Annotated in this window: 17 protein-coding genes; 11 read left to right on the top strand and 6 right to left on the bottom strand. The window is 65.4% G+C overall.

The window, feature by feature from the left end:
- Window positions 1-114: 114 nt before the first annotated feature.
- Window positions 115-1,425 carry an ABC transporter substrate-binding protein gene (locus ACX80F_RS14195; RefSeq protein ID WP_459337046.1) on the bottom strand — a complete coding sequence of 437 codons (1,311 nt, stop codon included), beginning with the start codon at window positions 1,423-1,425 and terminating at the stop codon, window positions 115-117.
- Between the two features lie 243 nt (window positions 1,426-1,668).
- Window positions 1,669-2,844, bottom strand: coding sequence for an ROK family transcriptional regulator (locus tag ACX80F_RS14190; protein ID WP_459337052.1), 1,176 nt, complete (start codon window positions 2,842-2,844; stop codon window positions 1,669-1,671).
- A 160-nt stretch (window positions 2,845-3,004) separates the two neighbouring features.
- On the opposite strand from ACX80F_RS14190, the gene ACX80F_RS14185 reads away from it, so the two are divergent.
- From ACX80F_RS14185 to manA, 4 genes are all read left to right on the top strand, one after another.
- Window positions 3,005-3,880: a LacI family DNA-binding transcriptional regulator gene (locus ACX80F_RS14185; RefSeq protein WP_459337045.1), complete on the top strand. Its 876-nt coding sequence runs from the start codon at window positions 3,005-3,007 to the stop codon at window positions 3,878-3,880.
- Between the two features lie 297 nt (window positions 3,881-4,177).
- Complete coding sequence (locus tag ACX80F_RS14180) at window positions 4,178-7,030, top strand: carbohydrate binding domain-containing protein (protein ID WP_459337044.1); 2,853 nt, start codon at window positions 4,178-4,180, stop codon at window positions 7,028-7,030.
- A 100-nt stretch (window positions 7,031-7,130) separates the two neighbouring features.
- On the top strand, window positions 7,131-8,129 hold the full coding sequence (locus ACX80F_RS14175) for an extracellular catalytic domain type 1 short-chain-length polyhydroxyalkanoate depolymerase (RefSeq protein WP_459337043.1): 999 nt from the start codon (window positions 7,131-7,133) through the stop codon (window positions 8,127-8,129).
- Window positions 8,130-8,259: 130 nt separating this feature from the next.
- Entirely contained in the window at window positions 8,260-9,657 is a 1,398-nt protein-coding gene (gene manA, locus ACX80F_RS14170; protein WP_459337042.1) for a mannose-6-phosphate isomerase, class I, read from the top strand.
- Between the two features lie 63 nt (window positions 9,658-9,720).
- On the opposite strand, the gene ACX80F_RS14165 is transcribed toward manA, so the two are convergent.
- Window positions 9,721-10,257: a MarR family winged helix-turn-helix transcriptional regulator gene (locus ACX80F_RS14165; RefSeq protein ID WP_459337041.1), complete on the bottom strand. Its 537-nt coding sequence runs from the start codon at window positions 10,255-10,257 to the stop codon at window positions 9,721-9,723.
- A gap of 249 nt (window positions 10,258-10,506) precedes the next feature.
- On the opposite strand from ACX80F_RS14165, the gene ACX80F_RS14160 reads away from it, so the two are divergent.
- Window positions 10,507-10,830: a hypothetical protein gene (locus ACX80F_RS14160; RefSeq protein WP_459337040.1), complete on the top strand. Its 324-nt coding sequence runs from the start codon at window positions 10,507-10,509 to the stop codon at window positions 10,828-10,830.
- Window positions 10,831-10,920: 90 nt separating this feature from the next.
- On the opposite strand, the gene ACX80F_RS14155 is transcribed toward ACX80F_RS14160, so the two are convergent.
- The 3 genes from ACX80F_RS14155 to ACX80F_RS14145 all read right to left on the bottom strand — a co-directional run bounded on the left by ACX80F_RS14155 (window position 10,921) and on the right by ACX80F_RS14145 (window position 13,323).
- Window positions 10,921-11,082, bottom strand: a complete 162-nt coding sequence (locus tag ACX80F_RS14155; RefSeq protein ID WP_459337039.1) for a hypothetical protein — start codon at window positions 11,080-11,082, stop codon at window positions 10,921-10,923.
- 417 nt (window positions 11,083-11,499) lie between these two features.
- Complete coding sequence (locus ACX80F_RS14150; RefSeq protein WP_459337038.1) at window positions 11,500-11,847, bottom strand: hypothetical protein; 348 nt, start codon at window positions 11,845-11,847, stop codon at window positions 11,500-11,502.
- Window positions 11,848-11,994: 147 nt separating this feature from the next.
- On the bottom strand, window positions 11,995-13,323 hold the full coding sequence (locus ACX80F_RS14145; RefSeq protein WP_459337037.1) for an APC family permease: 1,329 nt from the start codon (window positions 13,321-13,323) through the stop codon (window positions 11,995-11,997).
- Window positions 13,324-13,503: 180 nt separating this feature from the next.
- On the opposite strand from ACX80F_RS14145, the gene ACX80F_RS14140 reads away from it, so the two are divergent.
- From ACX80F_RS14140 to ACX80F_RS14115, 6 genes are all read left to right on the top strand, one after another.
- Entirely contained in the window at window positions 13,504-14,892 is a 1,389-nt protein-coding gene (locus ACX80F_RS14140) for an OFA family MFS transporter (protein ID WP_459337036.1), read from the top strand.
- A 1-nt stretch (window position 14,893) separates the two neighbouring features.
- Window positions 14,894-14,998 carry an MFS transporter small subunit gene (locus ACX80F_RS14135; protein ID WP_459337035.1) on the top strand — a complete coding sequence of 35 codons (105 nt, stop codon included), beginning with the start codon at window positions 14,894-14,896 and terminating at the stop codon, window positions 14,996-14,998.
- Window positions 14,999-15,120: 122 nt separating this feature from the next.
- Window positions 15,121-16,140 carry an MBL fold metallo-hydrolase gene (locus ACX80F_RS14130; protein ID WP_459337034.1) on the top strand — a complete coding sequence of 340 codons (1,020 nt, stop codon included), beginning with the start codon at window positions 15,121-15,123 and terminating at the stop codon, window positions 16,138-16,140.
- A 39-nt stretch (window positions 16,141-16,179) separates the two neighbouring features.
- Entirely contained in the window at window positions 16,180-16,653 is a 474-nt protein-coding gene (locus ACX80F_RS14125) for a MarR family winged helix-turn-helix transcriptional regulator (protein ID WP_459337033.1), read from the top strand.
- A 100-nt stretch (window positions 16,654-16,753) separates the two neighbouring features.
- Window positions 16,754-19,078: a 4-alpha-glucanotransferase gene (gene malQ, locus ACX80F_RS14120; protein WP_459337032.1), complete on the top strand. Its 2,325-nt coding sequence runs from the start codon at window positions 16,754-16,756 to the stop codon at window positions 19,076-19,078.
- A 56-nt stretch (window positions 19,079-19,134) separates the two neighbouring features.
- Window positions 19,135-20,127, top strand: a complete 993-nt coding sequence (locus ACX80F_RS14115; RefSeq protein WP_459337031.1) for an NAD(P)/FAD-dependent oxidoreductase — start codon at window positions 19,135-19,137, stop codon at window positions 20,125-20,127.
- Window positions 20,128-20,163: the final 36 nt, after the last annotated feature.

Here is a 20,163-nt window from a genome sequence, read left to right as displayed (position 1 = left end):
TTTCTTTTTGTTTGTTTTTGTGTTTTGTTCTGTTGATATGGGTCGGGGCGTCCCCTTTTTTTTTTTTTTTCTTCCCCCCCCCCCCCCCCCCCCCCACCACGATGAGGGGAGCGGTTATTCGGTTACGGCTGCTCGCGCAGCTGCCCACCGGTCGTTGAGCTCGGCGAAGTAGCTGTCCTTGTTGCCGTCCTTGGCGCCGCGGGCCATGTCGATGATGTCGCGACGGTACTGGTCTCCGGTGAGGTCGATTTTTGCCTCGTTGTAGATGTCGGACCAGAGGCTTTCCTCGCCTTCGGGCTCCGGTGCCAGTTCGACGTACTCGACGCCCAGCTCCTCGAAGTCTGCGAGTGACTCAGGAATGTCGGCGTCGATCTTGGGATCGAGGCCTCCCTGGCTTGCCGCGAAACCGGACTCGTTGGTGAACCAGTCGACCCACGCGCGGGCGGCCGGCTTGTTGTCGGAGTTCTTGCTGACGGCGAGCATCTTGTCGGGTGAGATCATCGATGTGAAGGAGTCATCGGTCTGCCACGGCATGGGCCAGAATCCAATGGAGTCGCGCGATTCACCTGCGGCTTCCGCTGCGTCCTGCATCTGCGCGATGGCCCAGGAGCCCAAGACCATGGACCCGACCTGCCCGGTGCCAAGCAGGTTCTTGGATTCCTCCCAGTTGGTCGTCGTCGGATCGGGCTCCGTGTAGCCGCCCTCGACGGTCTCCCACAGCAGGTTGTCGAGGGCGTACTGGTCCTTGCCCTCTTCCCACGGGGAGTCGTCCTGGGTCATGTCGATGCGGGCGTCGGGGCCACCGATGGCGCCCTGATTGCTCTCGAGTGACGAGAGGGGCCATCCGTCCGCGTAGTTGGTGTAGTACGGGATAGCGTCCGTGTTTTCGGCGATGGCGTCGAGGGCGTCGAGGTATTCCTGTTCGGAGGCTGGAGCTTCGGTGATGCCGGCTTCTTCCCAGACTCCGCGGTTGTACACGTATCCCATGGCGGCACCGAAGGTCGGCAGCGCATACGTCTGTCCCTCGAAGGACCCTGAATTGATGAACCTGTACTCCTCGCTCAGCTCGGCAGCTTCTCCCAAGGGCTCGAAGAAGGCTGGGAACTGATCTTTGGGCACGGCGGTCGGGACGAGCAGGACATCGCCGTAGTCCTGGGAGTTGAGTCGGATTGTTGCGTCGCCGTCGTAGTCCGTCAACGCTTCGAACTCAACGTTCACATCGGGGTATTCCTCCTGGAACTTTTCGACGTACTCAGGAAAGACCGTGTCGACGAGGTCGGTTCGGTTGGTGAGAACGGTGATGTCCCCTGACGGCGCTCCCGACCCCTCGCCTGCAGCGTTATCGCTGCTTCCACCGGCGCAGCTACTCAGCGCCATCGAGGCTCCAAGTGCGAGGGCAGCGGTAACTACTACCTTTTTCTTCATTGAAAAGCTCCTTGTTCAAGTCTCTAGTGACGCGTGCGTCGGTAAGGGCCGACGGTAAGTTCCGGGCTACTTGAGGAATGCTGTCATCAGGCGAGCTGACGCTGTCCGGTCCGGGAGCTTCGCACTCATGCGATTACAGTCTCGGCTTTGGTCCTCAAGAAGATCGTGTTCTTCAGGTTGCACGAGGCGAAGGGCCAGTGTCAACATCTTTCATAAATTAGTTATGAAAGATGTTGGTTGGGATCAGGACGCGAGGCGTACAGGTCCATGACCCGGCGATACGGAGCTCTGCAACATGAGAGCTGCAGCTCCGGCGGCTGCGGAGTCACGCGGGTTGGACGAGAGCTCAACGTCGATGGTGTGGGCGCTTCGCATGAATGCCGCGGCCACGAGTTGGGCACGAACTTTTCTGACGTACGTCGCCCCGGCGACGGCGAAGCCAGGGCCCGCCAGAACGATGTGATCGACGTCGAACAGGTTTGTGAGTGTCAGGGCTGCGTGCGCGAGATAGGTTGCGGAGGTGTCGATAAGCTCGCACGCAGCCTCGTTGCCGTGTGTCGCGAGGCGAGCGAGATCATCGAATTGACCCATGACGTCCCGGGTCGTGAACGACGTCTCGAGCATCGTTCGTAGTTCCGGGTCCTCCTTCGCCTGCTGCAAGATAGTCCTTGGTGCTGCGTACCGTTCGAGGCATCCGCGGTTGCCGCAGAAGCACGGGGGACCCGAAGGGTTGAGGGAGATGTGGCCGAGCTCGGCGGCGTTCGAGCTGGCACCACGGTAGAGCGCACCATCAACGATGACGCCTGCCCCGATGCCCATGTTCATATATATGCAGGCGAAGGTTCTCTGCCGCGATACCTGCCGCGACCAGAATTCCCCGAGGGCTGCAGAGCTAGCGTCATTCTCGATGAGGACCGGTAGCTGCAGCTTTTCCCGCAGGGAAGCTGGTATGTCAAAACCTGTCCAGGCCTGCGGGGTCTGTGAACCCTGGAAAAGACCGCTGGCCTGATCGATCGGACCAGGCCCGACCAGCGCGAGTCCCACACTTGCCTCTGCCGGTAGCTGGAGTGCGGCAAGGAAAGCACCGTACTCATCCGCCACTCGTCTGGTCATGGCGGCGGGATCCGAAATCGGCGCCTCAGGGGTTCTCCGGCGCCCCAGTACCCCACCGCGCATATCGGTCGCCATCCACAACAGCCCCTGGGCGGCTACCTGGACGCCCACACCGAAGCGTGCCACCGGATTCATGGCCAGCATCCGCCGCCGCTTACCGCCCGTCGAATCCGACTGGCCAACCTCACGGATCAGGTTCTCGTTGATCAGCTTCTTGACGATACTCGAGATGGCTGGCTGAGTCAGTCCAGTGAGCGTAGTCAACTCAGCCCTGCTGATGCTTCCTGCAGAGCGGATCAGATCCATCACCAACGCACTGCTGCCTGGGCCGGAGCTGGGATTCTCGTGTCGTGCCACTGTTGATGGTTCCGTTCACCCAAATGGTCAGAGAAGCTTCTATGCAAGTATGTAGGGCGTAGCTCGACGCCGATATAACCTAGAGCCCCCGAACAGCCCTGGAGCATCCTTGCGCACAGAATTCAGCCACTCGGACCACGTTGCCCATCGAGGCAGGTCGGTTGGCCTGACGCTCCGGCGCACATCAGAAATGCTATTGGCTGAACCTTTCTACCATGAGTTCATCGCTGGGCTGGAGCTGGCACTGCAGCCCGCGCACTACGCGCTCCTGCTGCAGATTCTGCCCGATGTTGAGTCCGAGCTGGAGACGTTCGAGCGCTGGAAGAACGAAGGTCATGTCGACGGCGTGGTCCTCGTCGACCTCGTGCCCGGAGATGTTCGGCTGACCAAAGTGCGGGAGCTTGGCCTGCCAGCCGTGGCCATCAGCGACGTTCACTCAGCCGGTGGCCTCACGTCCATCTGGACCGAGGACGACGTCGTCATGCAGGATGCGGTGGACTACCTGGAAGGGCTCGGCCACCGTTCACTGGGGCACGTCGGCGGACCCGCGCACATGGCCCACTCCGCCATACGCTCCGCTGCGCTGGCCCGCCGCTGCGGCGAGCTCGGCCTGTCCTACCAGGCACGAGCAGGAGACTACTCGGAGGAATTCGGCCGGACCGCGACGACAGAACTGCTGATTGACGGCGAACCGACCGCAATCATTTTCGACAACGATGTCATGGCTCTCGGCGGCCTTCGCGCTGCCTTCGACATGGGTCTCAAGGTGCCGCAGGACGTATCGCTGCTGGCTTGGGACGACTCTGCCCTCTGCGAGCTCGCAGAACCGCCCCTGTCCGTCATGAATCACGATGTCCTCACCATCGGGGAGCTGGCCGGCACGGCAGTGCTGGAAGCCATCCGGTCAGCCCCACCCTCAGAGGTCAGGGCACCTCGCGCAAGCATCATCGAACGCGGATCAACAGCAGGACCACTCGTTACATAATTAATCTATGTAAGTCTTGACTCTGTTCCAGCCGGTATTCATAGTGGTGTGAGCTATGGCACACACTCGGCTGGTGGGGGAGCCGTTGCCAAAGTCCCTGGTTGGTCCGTTTCTGTACCGGAACGGCTCATCATTCGATCAAGCAACAGGAGACCGACGATGTTCACCCCGTCCCAAGGACATGCACGACGAGCGGCTACCAGGTGTGTCACCGGAGCCCTCGCAGCAGTATTCATAGCGTCATCCCTGTCCGCTCTGCCGGCTAGTGCCGGTCCGGCTGACATCAAATGGAAGAGCTTGAACAAGGAGTTCGTCACCCGTGATGGGTCGGACCTGCTGCTGAAGAACAAGCCGTACCGCATGAGCGGAACGAACATCTACTGGATGGGGCTGGACGAGAACGTCGGGGGAGTGGACTATCCCACGTACTTCAGAATCAAAAATGCCCTCGACACTGCATCTGAGATGGGCGTGAACGTTGTCCGCTCTCACATGATGACTTCCACCGGACAGAATGACGCCAACCCCCTGGCAATCATGCCGGCACTCGGCGAGTACAACGAGGAAGCGTTCAAGACCGTCGATTTCGCGATCGCGTACGCAGGCTCTCTCGGTATCAGACTGATCCTCCCGCTCACCGACGAATGGTCCTACTACCACGGCGGACACCGGGACTTCACAACCCCTCTGGGCCTCGAGTCGTCGGATTTTTACACCGATCCCGGCGCAATCGCCGCCTACCAGGACTACGTCAGCATGATCCTGGACCGAACCAACTCCCTGACCGGTGTTCCATATGTCGAGGACCCGACCATCCTGGCGTGGGAACTCGGCAACGAACTCGAAGGCATGACACTGGACTGGATCAACCAGCAAGTCGATCTCATCAACGAGGAAGCCCCCAATCAGCTCGTAGCAGCGGGCCGTCGATTCGATATAGACCCAGATACCCTCGCTGCACCTGAGCTCGACATTGTCGACGTTCATTACTACCCGCCGACCGTCGACCGGGTAGCCGCGCACGCCGAGGCCGTCACCAACGCCGACAAGGTGTACATCGCTGGCGAGTACGGGTCCACCTCGGCGTCGGCTGAGCTTCTCGAAGCGTCCGCAGCGAATCCCGACGTCTCAGGCATGTTCTTCTGGTCGCTGTTCGGGCACAACGACACCGGCGGCTATGTGCCGCACGACGACGGTTTCACTCTCCACTACCCAGGAACAACGGAGAAAGAAATCGCCCAGGTACAAGCCATCAGGGACTACGGCACCGCCGTTGGAACCCGCCCAGGCTCAGTCAAGCTCGACATCCCACTCATCACATCGATCGAGAACAAGAGCGGCATCAACCTCATTTCGTGGAGAGGCGTCGCCGGGGCCGGCACCTACATCGTCGAGCGCTCGACGGATGGAAAGACCTGGACCACAATCACCGAGCAGCCCGTCCGCGCCCAGGAGTCACCGGTAACCGACACCGAATCGCCTGACAATGCTCAGTACCGCATTACAGCCGTCAAGCCCGACGGAACCACGGGAAAGCCCTCAGCTGTCGTCAATACCCTCACCGGCGACAACACGATCCAGGTGGATCCGCTCGAAAGCCTCCTCCTGACGTCCAGCCACGAAAACATAGCCCTCGAGCCGCGGGTCGACGGTGCAGTCGCCATCGGCACCGGTACCGGCACATCCAGCATCGTGTGGGAACGCGACAACATCACCCGAGCTGAAATCACTGTGTCCGACGCAAAGGGCGTCGAGCTCCTTACGACCACCGACGGGCAGACCTGGACACCGGCCAAAACGACAGTCGAGCGGAACAAGGGGCAAACGACACTCGTCGCTTCAGGTCTGGCTGCCACCGCGGTGAAGGTGCAGTGGCCCTCCAGCGCATCCATCGAGATTCGGGACGCAACCTTCTGGAACCAGGCACCCCGCCCGGCGCTCTACGACCCGCTGAACGACTGGTCACTGACGCAAAGCCATAACGGCAGCCTCGCCTTCGACACCGGGAACTCCGCGAACTTCGCGGGAGATACCTCCCGTGTGAAACGAGAGAGCGCGGATCCGGCTTCTGTCGTGTGGGCTGTGGACGGCATGACTGGAGCGGACATCACAGCGTGGTACTGGCCAGACGAGCCCGCGCGTGACCTGGAAATCTCCGGCTCGAGTGATGGGCAGAACTGGGAAGTCCTGCCGGTGCAGGTTGACCGAGGGACAGGAAACTGGAGGGAATACGTCTACTCCGTCCGAGGCGCTACGAACGTGAACTACCTTAAGGTGACCTGGCCTGCTGCAACAGGCAACGTGTGGACACCACAGCTCGGTGAAGTGTCCATCTACTCAGGTCAGAGCGGCGAACTGGCGCTGCCGGGCGCGTTCCAGGTCTCCAACCCCGCAACCGGCGCGGGCAACGTCATCGACACCCCAACCTTCTCGTGGACACCCGCCTCAGATACCGCGTACTACGATTTCATGCTCTCAACGAACCCCGATCTGTCCGCTCCGCTGGTAACGGCCCGAACAATTCCGTCCACTTCCTTCATACCCGATCTGGATCTGACCGCAGCAACGACCTACTACTGGTCGGTGACCGCAGTCAACGGGAAGGGGCAGACGGTAGTCAGCCCACAAGCGGCGTCCTTCACCACCGCAGCTTTGCCGACGGCCCAGCTGACGATCGATGACTTCGAACAGTATGCAACTGACGCGGCAGTGACTTCGGCATACATTCCGAACAGCGGAGGAGATCCCATCACCGCGGCGCTAACCACCAACCCCCAGACCGGTTCGAAGGCGTTGTCCGTCGACTACTCGGCCGGATCGGCCGGGTATGCCGGACTCATTCACAAACTCCCTGAGGCACAGAACTGGTGGGGATACTCAGGACTCGAAATGTGGGTGAAGCCCAACGCCACCAACAAGTTCACGGTGCAGTTCGTTGCCGGCGGCGCGTACTGGGAGACCACCGTCACGACGACAGGCACCGAATGGCAAAAGGTGACCATCCCGTTCACTGCTTTCGCCCCGCCGAGCTGGGCGCCCGAAGCTGACCTGAACGTCACGGCTGTGACCGAAGTTTCGGTCTACGTCAACGGCAGCGGCATAGGCAACCTCATCATCGATGATTTGCGCACCACCCTCTCCGCGCCCTGATGAACCCCGTTTGAAGGACGAATCCCGCTTCTACAGTCCCGGAAGCGGGATTCGTTTCATCCAGCCCTTATTCACATCTTCAGAGGAAGCACCTGTCTTCATGAAACGTCTTGCACAAGCGGGCCTCGCTGCAGCCTTACTCATCGCGGCAACGACCCCGGCGATGGCACACGCAGCGCCCACGAATTCGTCCTCCACCCCCGATTCACCTCATCGGTCACCGGATGCCAAATGCGCCCTGACCGAACCCGGACGGCATACGATCACCATTCAATCGGGCGGTAAAGCACGATCAGCCGTCGTCTTCATGCCGAAAACGGATCAGAAGCACACCAAGCTTCCCTTGGTCCTGGACCTTCACGGCAGCTCGAGTACATCCGAGGTGCAACTACGCCGGTCACAACTCGAGCAGGTAGCAGCCAGGGAAAAGTTCGTTGTCGCCGCCCCGCAAGGCGCCATTCCCTCGTCTGGGAGCTACAGCTGGAACGTCCCGTACACCTCCACGGACCAGCCGGGCGCCCCCGATGACGTCGCCTTCCTCAAAGACCTCGTCACAGAACTCACATCGACCTGTGCCGATGACAAGAAGGTATACGGCACGGGTTACTCCGGAGGCGGGCGAATGCTGTCCCAGTTCGCATGCGAGCACCCAGACGTTCTGACAGCGATTGCACCTGTCGCCGGACTGCGAGCCGGCAGCTCGATGCCGGCACCTGAAGGCGGGTACGTCCCTGACCCAGCCACCTGCCAGCCCTCGGAACCCCTTCCCGTGATGACTTTCAGCGGCACCGCAGACCCCACCAACCCCTTCGAAGACGGAGGCTCCGCGTACTGGCGCTATGGCGCCCTGGACGCATCGGATCGATGGGCTGAACTGAACCACTGCAAGAAGTCAGCTACCGAAGAGGTGACGAGCACTGTCTCCCTCGTTGGCTACACAGCATGCCGATCCCACGCCGAGGTCTTCCACTACGTTGTCGAGGGCGGCGGACACACCTGGCCAGGAGGTGACCCCGCCGAATTCAACGGATCAGGTCCGGTCACGCAGGACATCCAGGCAAGCGAACTCATGTGGGACTTCTTCCACAACAGTCACTGACAGGACGCCACCACTACCGGCCGGCTCTGGCCAGCAGCCCCCTGAGGGTTGCTGGTCAGAGCCGGCTTCCTACTGTCGGCGGATACCGTCACCGGCACTTCTCTCACCAAAGGATGACTAAGGATGACTGATGTATCTCCTCGATAACACGCTTCGTTCGTATGCATGGGGTTCTCAGACGGCGATCGCCGAACTACTCGGCAGGGATCCCTCCGGCCAACCTGAAGCTGAGCTGTGGATTGGAGCGCACCCTGACTCGCCGTCGCAGGTATTGCAGGACGACGGCGGACGGTGCGGCCTTAACGAGCTCATCGCGAAGGATTCTCGGAAGCTTCTTGGCGGTGCGGTGAACGCTCGCTTCGGCGGGCTCCTTCCCTTCCTCATGAAGGTACTCGCCGCCGAATCGGCGCTCTCCTTGCAGGTCCATCCGAGCCTCGAGCAGGCCGCTGCCGGCTTCGACGCCGAGGAAGCTGCGGAGGTACCGCAGGGCGCACCACACCGCAACTACCGGGACCGGAACCACAAGCCAGAGATGATCTTGGCGCTGACCCCGTTCGAGGCGTTGTGCGGATTCCGCCCTCTCGCCGAGGCCGTCAGCATCTTCACAGTCCTCGCGTCCGCCGTCGAACCCGGATCCCCGGCCCATGAAGTTCTCGATTCCGTGGCCATGCATCTCGCTACAGGGGGTGAGGGCTCGCTCCGCACTGCTTTTACCCTGTTGCTCAACACGCCCCCGGAGATCGTTACGGACGTGGAGACCGCTGTACGTCGCGGCATCGGAGGCACACCCGAAGCAGGATGGTCGGAGGGCTCGATCAGCCGCGACGCCACGACGATCGTAGAGCTCGCGGCACAGTACCCAGGAGACCCGGGGGTTCTCGTAGCCTTGCTGCTGAACCGCGTTTCGCTGCGCCCAGGGGAAGCCATCTACCTTCCTGCTGGCAACATTCACGCCTACCTGCGAGGTCTGGGCATTGAGGTAATGGCATCGTCGGACAACGTCCTCCGCGGCGGTCTTACGCCGAAACATGTAGATTCCGCCGAACTGCTCTCTACCGTCGTATTCGAGCCACTGGCCCCGCCGTCGCTCATGCCTGAATACACGCTGCTAGACCAAGAGCTGTTCCGCCCGCCCTTCGAAGAGTTCCAGCTCCAGCGAATCCTTCTGTCCGATGAGGCCGCTAGTCCTGCTGGTCGGTCCGCGGAGAGCATTGAAGCTGGCCAGAGCGGCAACGCCGTCGTAAAGAGTGGGAATGTCGTCCTCGGACAGGTGCCGATCGTTCAAAACGGGCCTGTTATCGTCCTTGCGGTAAGCGGACCGATCCTGCTCGACACCCCGAACGCGACCCTCTCCGTTCCCCAAGGCCGCAGTGCGTTCGTACCAGCATCGGAGGCACCACTTCTTGTCCGTCTGATCTCCGGCGGACAAGGAGCCACAAACGGGCCTGTGCTGGCCTTCGCTGTTACGGCCGGTGGCGGGTCGCTGAACTCGGAGCAGCCCGAAGTGTCGCTCGTTGAAAGGCGATAGAACCGCCGAGGCCGAATCGCCGATAACCTACCTTTCGTCAGGCCAAAGCAGCGATCTGTCGCTTTACTCGGTGGGTCGCAGGCCTCGTTTGCGCATCTTCGCAGCCGATCTGATGGCGTCATTGACGAAGCGTTCCGTCAGGTCGGTGTAGCGGCGGACATCGGAGGGCGACCAGTCATCGAGCACTTCGGCAATCATTCGATCTCCCAGCGCGTAGACGTCGCGGGCGGCTTCCACTCCTGCTTCGGTCAGGCGGATCAGGGTAGCTCGGCGATCGGACGGGTCCGTCGAACGCTGGACAAGCCCACCGCTTTCCAAGCGACGCACGATCTTGCTGACGTATGACGCTCCGACGCCGAGCTCGTCGGCAAGGGCAGCAGGTCGCATCGACCCCCACGCTAGAAGAAGCCGAAGTGTTTGATGCGAGGGCTGGTCCAGGGATTCGCCGCTCCTGGCCAGGATCTGCCCCTGCAAGGCTGGGGAGTTCCATAGCAGGATCAGCGCACTCAGATTGGCAAGCAGCTTCGACTGGTAGGGGAAGTCACCAGCGACGAGGGGCCGAGGCTGTTCCATGTCGCGTTCCTCGTTTATCCCGGCCATTCCAGCACTCTAGCGGCAGCAATCCGCAGTGAAGCATCCACTAACATACTGTCCTGTAGGACAGTATGTTAGTAATGTATGTTTTGTTGATTTGCAAGGTGACGTGATGCAGATGGGCGCTTTCCATCTCCTTGGCGAGGATACTCACGCTGCCCAGCAATGTCGTCGCAGCCTTCCAGCCAGTCACATCCCAACTCGATCCCGTCAGTGCCGCGGGCGCGTCCACCCTCAGAGAAAGAGAGCTATCCGATGGCTGACTCCACCCTCCCTTATGCCGTTCACCAATTCGTAGCCATGACGAACGCCCATGATGCTGAGGCGCTGTTCGACGTCTTTGCCCCCGACGCGAGCGTTGTTGACGATGGAACCACTTATGACACCGAGGTCGCGGTCCGTGAGTGGATCAAGGTCCACCAGATCGACCCCAAGATTGTCATCACCCCGACGTCATTTGCGGCGAACCGCCTGGTGGCATCGGTCAACGGCGAATTCCCTGGCGGACCACTTGTGTTCGCCTTCGACTTCACCATGCAGGACGACGTCATCACGAACCTGACGATCGGGCCGGCTTAGGGAGCTGATCAGCTGCTCAGCGCTACTAGTAAACCGCCGCCTCTTGCCGCCGATAATTTGGATTATGTCAACCAATGTTTACAAACACCGCTACTCGTAGCTGTTTGAGCTGATCTGGTCGAATGCTGCGGTGAGTTCGTCGGCCGTCGGCAGGGCGCGCTGCTCTGCGGCTGGCAGGTTCTCGCTTCCATCCGCGCGGTGGAACGATTGAGGAAGCATCCTCAGGACGGTCTTCACCTGCTCCATGGTCATTATCGTTCTGGACCCCTGGTCATCTTCGCCTTCGGGTCCTGCCCCGTGGCTGCCGCGCCGGAGGCCCTTCCGGGATCCCGTGCCGGAGGCGGTGCCGGGACGGTTCCCTGGACCCGGACCGCTCCGGGATACAAGGTGCCGGGGAGGTCCGGTAAGGCGCTTGCCTAGCCTGTCATGGCGGTGCGTTTTCCCCTGCTACACCCAGACTGCGGGGGTCGAGCAGCGCCCTCACCGGCGTTCTTCGGGCGAAAGCCCGTTCCTGGTCGGGCGTCGTGCGCTCATCCACGAACCGCAGGACCTCGTCGGGGTCGATCGCGGGGAAGGTGGGTCCCATAAAGCCGGCGGCCCGCTCGGGTGGGCGCTGCCACAGGATCGGAAGCCGGCGCCGGCGAAATTCGGTGCCGGTGCCTGGAGGTTTCAGGGTTGAACCGAGCGGGAACCGGTCGGGAGCCTTTCGAACGTCAGGGACCAGGGTTCGGCGCCCCGGCCGGTCTGGGTCCAGCCGTCTGCCTTGATGTCACGGATGAGCTGGTCCAGGCTGCGGGTCATCCCGGGCGCCCAGTCCTCCTCTGGGGGCATGGGTGCCACGGGGCGCGCGGCGGAGAACGTGTCGCTTGTGTACCGTCTCCTGCCGGCGACCGTGCCCACGAACCGCAGGGTGGCGCTGCCGTACTGCGACGAAAGAGTGGTGAGCAGTCCCCGCCACCACGAGGTTCCCCCGACGTCCTCAAGGCTGATCTGGAGTTTTTCCACCGGTTCTTCCATGACGTTCATGGTTAGCCCGGCCGGTCCTGTTGTAAAGGTCCTGCCGCGCACCATGGGCTCCGTCGGCCAGTTCGGAGGCACCGTCGCGTGCCGCCGCAGCACCTTCGCTGAGTGCGGAGGATCCCTCGCTCGCGCGGCCCGAAGAAGTTACCGGCTGGTAGCTTCCCGTGCCCGTCCGCGGACCACCCGCTGCACGCCGTACAGCGCGAGGCCGACTGCGAGGAGGATGCCGGTGCGGATCCAGATCTCGGCCGTCTGCTGGGTGAGCAGCAGGATGCAGGACGCGATGGCGAGGTAGGGGAACACCACCGGGATGTGGAAGTGCTGGTGCTCCACCGCGTCCTTGCGCAGGACGAGCACGGCGATGTTGGTGCTGAGGAAGACGAAGAGCAGCAGCAGCACCACGGTCTGGGAGAGGGACTCCAGCCCGCCGGTCAGGGTCAGCGCCATGGCGACAAGGGTTGTGGCGACGATGGCCACCCAGGGGGTGCGACGGCGGGACAGTACGCGGTCGAAGACCGAGGGGAAGAGGCCCTGCTCGGCCATTCCGAAGGTGATCCTGCTCGACATGATCATGGTGAGGAGGGCGCCGTTGGCGACGGCGATGAGGGCCACGAGGCTGAAGAGCCAGGCCGGGATGCCCGCGCCCGTGGCGGCGACGACGTCGAGCAGGGGCGAGGTCGATCCCGCGAGCTGGTCGGGCGCGAGGGCGGCGGACGAGGCCAGCCCGATGAGGAGGTAGACGACGCCGGCCGTGAGGAGTGCGCCGAAGAGGGCCCGCGGGTAGACGCGGCTGACATCGTGGACCTCCTCGGCGACATTGGCGGAGACCTCGAAGCCCACGAAGGAGTAGTAGGCGATGAGCGATGCTGCCAGGACGGCGGAGGCCGCGCCCACGCCGGGAGGAAACTCGTTGACGCGCGAGATGTCGCCGTTGCCGGCGGCCACGAAGACCCCGACGACGACGATCACGAGGACGAGGCCCGAGACCTCGATGACGGTCATGACCACGTTGCTGCGCACCGACTCCTTGATGCCGCGCATGTTCAGCAGGCCCAGGAGAACGAGGAAGACGAGAGCGGCCGGCGTGGGCGGCACGTCGATGAACGTGGTGAGGTAGCCACCGGCGAAGGCCTGGGCGAGCCCGGCAGCACTGGTCACGCCGGCGGCCAGCATGCAGAAGCCGACGAGGAACGAGATGAACGGCTTCTTGAAGGCGCGCTCGGCGAAGACGGCGGCTCCACCGGCCTTCGGGTACTTGGTGACCAGCTCCGCGTAGGAGCCGGCCGTCAGGAGGGCGAGCGCCAGGGCGACCATGAGCGGCATCCAGATCGCGCCGCCCACCTCCTCCGAGATGACTCCGACCAGGGCGTACACACCGGCCCCGAGGACGTCGCCGAGGATGAAGAGGTACAGGAGCGGGCCGGTGATCCCGCGCTTCAGTCTGGTCTCGGTGCTCTGTTCGGTGATGGCCATGTGGGCCAGTGTAGGCGAGATTGATAAGCCGACTGGGTACTTTCCCCACCACAGAACCGCTCGACGCGCCACCCCTACCGCCGAACGCGGCTTGCACGCTGATCGGCTGTGACGCACAGCATAATTGCTTTCGACAAACAATGGCCGGGGGAGGCCACCCCGCTGACAGAGAGGCCATCGATGAGTTGGCTCGACCGCGACCACACCATCGCCCGCCCGGGATTCAACCGCTGGCTGATCCCGCCCGCCGCCCTGGCCGTCCACCTGTGTATCGGCCAGGCGTACGCGACCAGCGTCTACAAGACCGCACTGACGGCGCACTTCGACGCCTCGCTGACGCAGATCGGCATCATCTTCTCGATCGCGATCGTGATGCTCGGCCTGTCGGCGGCTCTCCTGGGCACCTGGGTGGACCGCAACGGACCCCGCAAGGCGATGTTCACCGCGGCCATCTTGTGGAGCTCCGGCTTCCTGGTGGGAGCGCTCGGCATCTTCACGAACCAGCTGTGGCTCGTCTATCTCGGCTACGGGTTCATCGGCGGCATCGGGCTGGGCATCGGCTACATCTCTCCCGTGTCCACGCTCATCAAGTGGTTCCCTGACCGCCCCGGCCTCGCGACCGGCATGGCGATCATGGGCTTCGGCGGCGGCGCGCTCATCGCGAGCCCCCTGTCCACGCAGCTGCTCCGCATGTACGACCCGAACTCGGGCGCCGAGGGCTGGGTGGCCAGCGGTGACGCCGTCGGCAAACTCTTCCTGACCCTCGCGGTCATCTACTTCGTCTACATGATGTTCGGCGCCTTCACCATCAAGGTGCCGGCAGAGGGCTGGAAGCCGGACGGTTTCGATCCCTCCAAGCTCAAGTCAAAGCCCCTCGTCACCTCGGACAACGTCTCCGCCGCGAACGCGATCAAGACCCCCCAGTTCTGGCTCGTGTGGGTCGTCCTGTTCTGCAACGTCACCGCGGGCATCGGCATCCTCGAGCAGGCCTCCCCGATGATCCAGGACTTCTTCCGCGGCGCGGACGGCACGACGGCGGTTTCCGTCGCCGTCGCCGGCGGCTTCGTGGGCCTGCTGTCCATCGGGAACATGGGTGGGAGGTTCGTCTGGTCGACCATGTCGGACGTCATCGGCCGCAAGCGTATCTACATGATCTACCTCGGCGTGGGCGCTGCCCTGTACGTGATCCTCGCAATGGCGGGCTCTTCCACGACCCTGCTGTTCGTCGCGCTGGCCTTCGTGATCATCTCCTTCTACGGCGGCGGTTTCGCGACCGTGCCGGCCTACCTGCGGGACCTGTTCGGCACCTACCAGGTCGGGGCCATCCACGGCCGCCTGCTCACCGCGTGGTCCGCCGCAGGCATCGCAGGGCCCCTGATCGTGAATTCCTTCCTCGATGCCCAGGGCACCCCGGGAGAACTCACCGCGGGGGCCTACCAGCCCGCCCTGCTCACCATGGTGGCCCTGCTGGTCGTCGGATTCATCGCCAACCTGCTCGTCAAGCCCGTGAACGCCCGCTTCCACGAACCCGTCCGGAATGCGCCAAGAGAACTTGCAAAGGAGGCCTGACATGGCCGGAGCACGAATCGCCGCCGTCTGGGCCCTCGTGGGAGTCCCCCTGGTCTACGGGATCTTCCAGACCCTCACCCGCGCAGCAGCCCTCTTCGGCGGCTGACCGGCGCGGGCGCCGCCGCGGCGGGTGCCCGGACCCGGGGGAACGCCCCCACGGGTCTGCACCCCCGCCGCGGCGGCCCCACCGCAGAGGGGCTTCACGGTCGGGGGCCATCGGGAGGACGAATGCACAGCACCAGCACGCAGCAGGCCGACGCCATCGCACGCGGGGAGCTCCCGGCGCTGGAACAGGTGCGCGACGACGTCTGGTCCCTCGCGCAACCGATGCCGGGCGGGCACCTCGCGTACTCCCTCACCTACCTGCTCCGGGGCACGGACGGCGGCATCCACGTCATCGATCCGGGATGGGACTCCGACGCGAACTGGGGCAGGCTGACCGGAGCGCTGACGATGATCGCGCCGGATGGCGTCGTCACCGGGATCACCGGCACGCACCTGCATCCGGACCACGTCGGGATGGCCGCGCGCCTGCGCCGGGGCTCGGGCGCGCCCCTGGCCATGCACGGCGTGGAGCGTGCCGCCCTCGAGCGGCACGCCACCCGTGTGCTCGACGCCGACGAGGTGACCGCGCGCCTCGACGCGTGGCATGTCCCCCGGGAGCGCCGGGACGAGCTGTCCCGGTTCGTGGACCGCTCGCCGGCCGGGCTCGCGCCGGCCGTCGACCGCTCCCTGTCCGACGGCGACGTCCTGCCCGTCACCGGCTTCCGGACGGTGGTGATGGACACGCCGGGCCATACGGCCGGCCACATCTGCCTACGTGATGACGACCGGGGGCTCCTCTACACGGGCGACCACGTGCTGCCCACGGTGGTCGCCGGCCTGGGGCTCGGGGGCGCGACGCCGTCGAGCCCGCTGGCCGACTACCTGACATCCATCGACCGCGTGCGCCGCTACGGCCACTACGAGGCGCTTCCGGGGCACGGTCACCGGTTCGCCGGGCTGGGCGAACGGGCGCACGAGAGCGCAGAACATCACCTGAAGCGTACGCGGGAGGTCGCGGCGGTCCTCGAGGCATCCGGCGAGCCCACCGTCTGGGACCTCGCCTCACGCCTGACGTGGACCGCGGGATGGGAGGGACTGCAGGGATTCCAGCTGCTCTCGGCGCTCTCCCAGACCGAGATGCACCGCGACTTCGTCCGGGCGCGGGCGCTGCCCGTGCCGAAATCTTCGGATTCTTCGCCGTAACCCCTCCCCGCCCGGGCCGCCCGTCTATACGCTTCGGGAATGGAGACAGCAACGGGGACCGATGACGTCGCATTCGACCACGCCATCGAGGTCCTCGAGGAGCAGACAAGCGTGCTGTGGCGCCGGGAGCGGACCACCTCGCACGCGCTGGCGAAGCACGTGCATCCCGCCATGGAGCCGGCCGCCTACGGCATCCTGACGCTCCTGCAGCGGGAGGGATCCCTCAGGGCGACGGACATCGCCCTGAGCATCGGGGTCGGCAAGCCGTCCGTGAGCCGGCAACTGGCCGGACTGGAACGGCTGGGCCTCGTCAACCGCCAGCTCGACCCGCACGACGCCCGCTCCCAGCGTGTGGTCCTGACCCCGCTGGGGCAGCGGCAGCTCGCCATCGCGCAGAGCGGCCGACGCACGGCGTTCACGGCCCTGATGCGCAGCTGGAAGCCGGAGGACGTGGAGGCGCTCGGCGTCCTCATCGCCCGGCTCAACAACACCTACACGAAGGACACCTGGTAGCCCGCCGCCCTGGTCCGGCGCGGCATCCCGCAGCCCGTCAAGCCGGGGCACACGTCGCGCCCGGATGCGCAGCCTGCTGACGGCGGCCTAGATTGGAGCCATGGCCCACACGACGCAGCACGACGACGCACGCCCGCGGACCCCGTCCCCCCTCGCCCGCCTCGCGGAGGCGCACCGGGTGGGGACCAGCTTCAAGGGGTGGGACGGCGAACCGGCCCAGGTGGCGCCCGCGACCCTCGTGGCCGTCCTCGGGGCACTCGGCGTCGATGCCTCGTCCGACGCCGCCATCGCGCAGGCCCTCGCGGACACCGCGACCGCCCCCTGGCAATCGGTCCTGCCCGACGTCGTCGTCGTGCGCCGGAGCGACGCCGAGCCCGTACCCCTCCACGTGCCGACCGGTGCGGAGGTGGAGTTCTGGGCCGTGGACGAGGCCGGCGTCCGCCACCCGGGGACCGTCGGCGCGGCGCGCGAGGCCCGGACGGTCGACGGCCGGAACCTCGAGCGGCGTGACGCCACACTGCCGCATTCCATGCCGCTCGGCTGGCACACGCTGCACGCCAGCGTGGACGGGCGGGAGAGCACGTGCGCCTTCGTCGTCACACCGGACCGGCTGCGCACGACGGCCGCGCTCGCCGACCACCGCCGGTGGGGCCTGATGGCCCAGCTGTACTCGGTCCGGTCCACACGCTCCTGGGGGATCGGCGACCTCGCGGACCTCGGCAGGATCGCGCAGGCTGCCGCGCAGCACCAGGGCGACTTCGTACTCGTGAACCCCCTGCACGCGGCCGAGTCGGTCCCGCCGGTGGAACCCTCGCCGTATCTGCCGACCACGCGCCGGTACTTCCACCCCCTGTACCTGTGCATCGAGGACATCCCCGAATACGCGGACCTCGGCGCTGCGGAGCGGCAGCGCGTCGCGGCCCTGGCCGCAGGCTTCGCCGCCGTGAACACGGCCACGGACCTGCTGGACCGCGATTCCTCGTACGCCGCGAAACTCGAGGCCCTCGAGCTGATCTTCGCCGTCGGACGGCCCGCCGGGCGCCAGCAGGACTTCGACGACTACCGTGCCCGCCAGGGCCGGGGTCTGGCCGACTTCGCCCTGTGGTCGGCGCTCGCCGAGGCCTATCCGCCGGACGCCCCGGAATGGGACGACGTCGGACGCCCCGGTTCGACGGGAGCCCGCGCGTTCAGTGAGCGCCACGCGGCGCGTGTCGAGTTCCACGCGTGGCTGCAGTGGCTGCTCGACGGTCAACTGCAGCAGGCCCAGCAGCAGGCGACGGACGCCGGGATGACCATCGGCGTCGTGCACGACCTCGCGGTCGGTGTCCACCCCAGCGGGGCCGATGCGTGGGCGCTGCAGGACGTCCTAGCCGCAGGAATCAGCGTCGGCGCGCCACCGGACATGTTCAACCAGCGCGGCCAGGACTGGAGCCAGCCGCCGTGGCATCCGGACCGCCTGGCGGCCTCCGGCTATGCGGCGTTCCGCGACATGCTCCGCAACATCCTGCGCCATGCCGGCGGCATCCGGGTGGACCACATCCTCGGCCTGTTCCGGCTGTGGTGGATCCCGCAGGGCGAGGCGCCCGGCGCGGGAGCGTACGTGTACTACGACCACCGGGCACTGATCGGCATCCTCGCGTTGGAGGCGGAACGGGCCGGGGCGATCGTGGTCGGGGAGGACCTCGGAGTCTTCGAACCCGGTGTGCAGGAGTACCTCGCCGAGCGCGGCATCCTCGGCACGTCGATCCTGTGGTTCGAGCAGGACGCTAACGGGCCCCTTCCCCCCGAGGCGTACCGCAAGGGCTGCCTGACCACCGTGACCGTGCACGACCTCCCGCCGAGCGCAGGGTACCTGGCGGGCGAGCACGTGGCGCTGCGCGAGAGGCTCGGGCTGCTCAGCCGGCCCGTCGAGGAGGAACAGGCCGAGGACCGCGCCGTCCAGGACAGGTTCCTGGATCTCCTCCGGGAGCGCCGGCTCCTCGCCGACGGGGCCGTCGGCGTCCCCGGGACAGTGGAGGCACTGCATGCCTTCATCGGTCAGACGCCGTCGCTTCTGCTCGGCGTGGCGCTCGCCGACGCCGTCGGGGAGCGCCGCACGCAGAACCAGCCGGGCACCCATGACGAGTACCCCAACTGGCGGATCCCCCTCGCCGACGCCGAGGGCAGGGCCGTCCTCGTCGAGGACCTCGCCGTGAACGGACGCTTCTCGTCGCTCGTGGCCTCGCTCGGCCTGCACGTCGACCCGGGAACGCCGGATGCGGCCCGGGAGGCCACGGAGGCCACGGAGGCCACGGAGGCCACGGAGGCCGCGGAGGCCGCGGAGGCCGCGGAGGCCGCGGGGGCCGCGGGGGCCGCGGGGGCCGCGGGGGCCGCGGGGGACACCGGGTCCACTGGATCCGCGGGAGCCACCCGATCCACCGGCTGAGCGCAAGAGGGCCCTTCCGGGGGCACCACGGCCGCGCCGCGTGATCGGATAGTGGCATGGACAGACTCGGAACATATGACGTCGTCGTCGTCGGCGGCGGGATCGCGGGGCTGAGCGCCGCGCTCGTGCTCGGGCGGGCACGGCGGCGCGTCCTCGTGATCGACGCCGGAACGCCCCGCAACGCGCCGGCCGACGCCGCGTACGGCTTCACCACCCGCGACGGCACCACTCCGGAGCACCTCCTGGGCCTGGGCCGGGCCGAACTGGAACCCTACGGCGTGCACTTCCTGGACGGCACGGTCCACGACGTGATCGACGGCGCGGAGGAGAGCGCGGACCTCTGGACCGTGACGACCACCGACGGCGCAACGGCGCGGGGACGGCACCTGATCCTCGCTTCGGGTCTCCGGGACGTCCTCCCGGAGGTCGACGGTGCGCGGGAGGCATGGGGCCGCGGCCTGCTGCAGTGTCCGTACTGCCACGGTTGGGAGGTCAGGGACGAGGCACTCGGCGTGATCGGGTCCACAGACACCTCGATCGCCCAGGCACTCCTGCTCGGACAGTGGTCGGCGGACGTGACCTACTTCCCACACCTCCTCGGTACCGTGCCGGAGGAGGACGCGCGCCGACTGCGAGCCCGGGGCGTGCGGGTCGTGGAAGGACCGGTCCGGGAATTCTTCCTGGGGGAGGCGCCCGACAGCGGCGGTCCGCGGGCGCTCCTCGGCGTGCACGTCGACGACGGTTCCGCCGACGGTCAGCGGGTGCCATGCGTGGCCGTGTTCTGCGAACCCGGGGCGGACGCGTCCTCACCTCTGGTGGCCTCGCTGGATTGCGAACTGCGTGAGGACGGCTGTATCGTCACGGACCACCTCGGCCGGGCATCGCGGGACCGGGTCTGGGCGGTCGGCAATGCGGCGGACCCGGCCGCGCATCTGATCACCGCCGCCGGGGATGCCTACCGGACGGCGGTCACTGTCAATGCCGTGCTGGTGCAGGAGGACTGCGAGGCGCTGCTGGACGCGGGGGAGACGGTCAGCAGGCGCGTCTGACCCCACGCGAGGCGGATACGACGGGGGCGGGCCACG

Source organism: Arthrobacter sp. TMS2-4, assembly GCF_054511075.1.
This window is presented reverse-complemented; position numbering and strand designations above follow the sequence as displayed.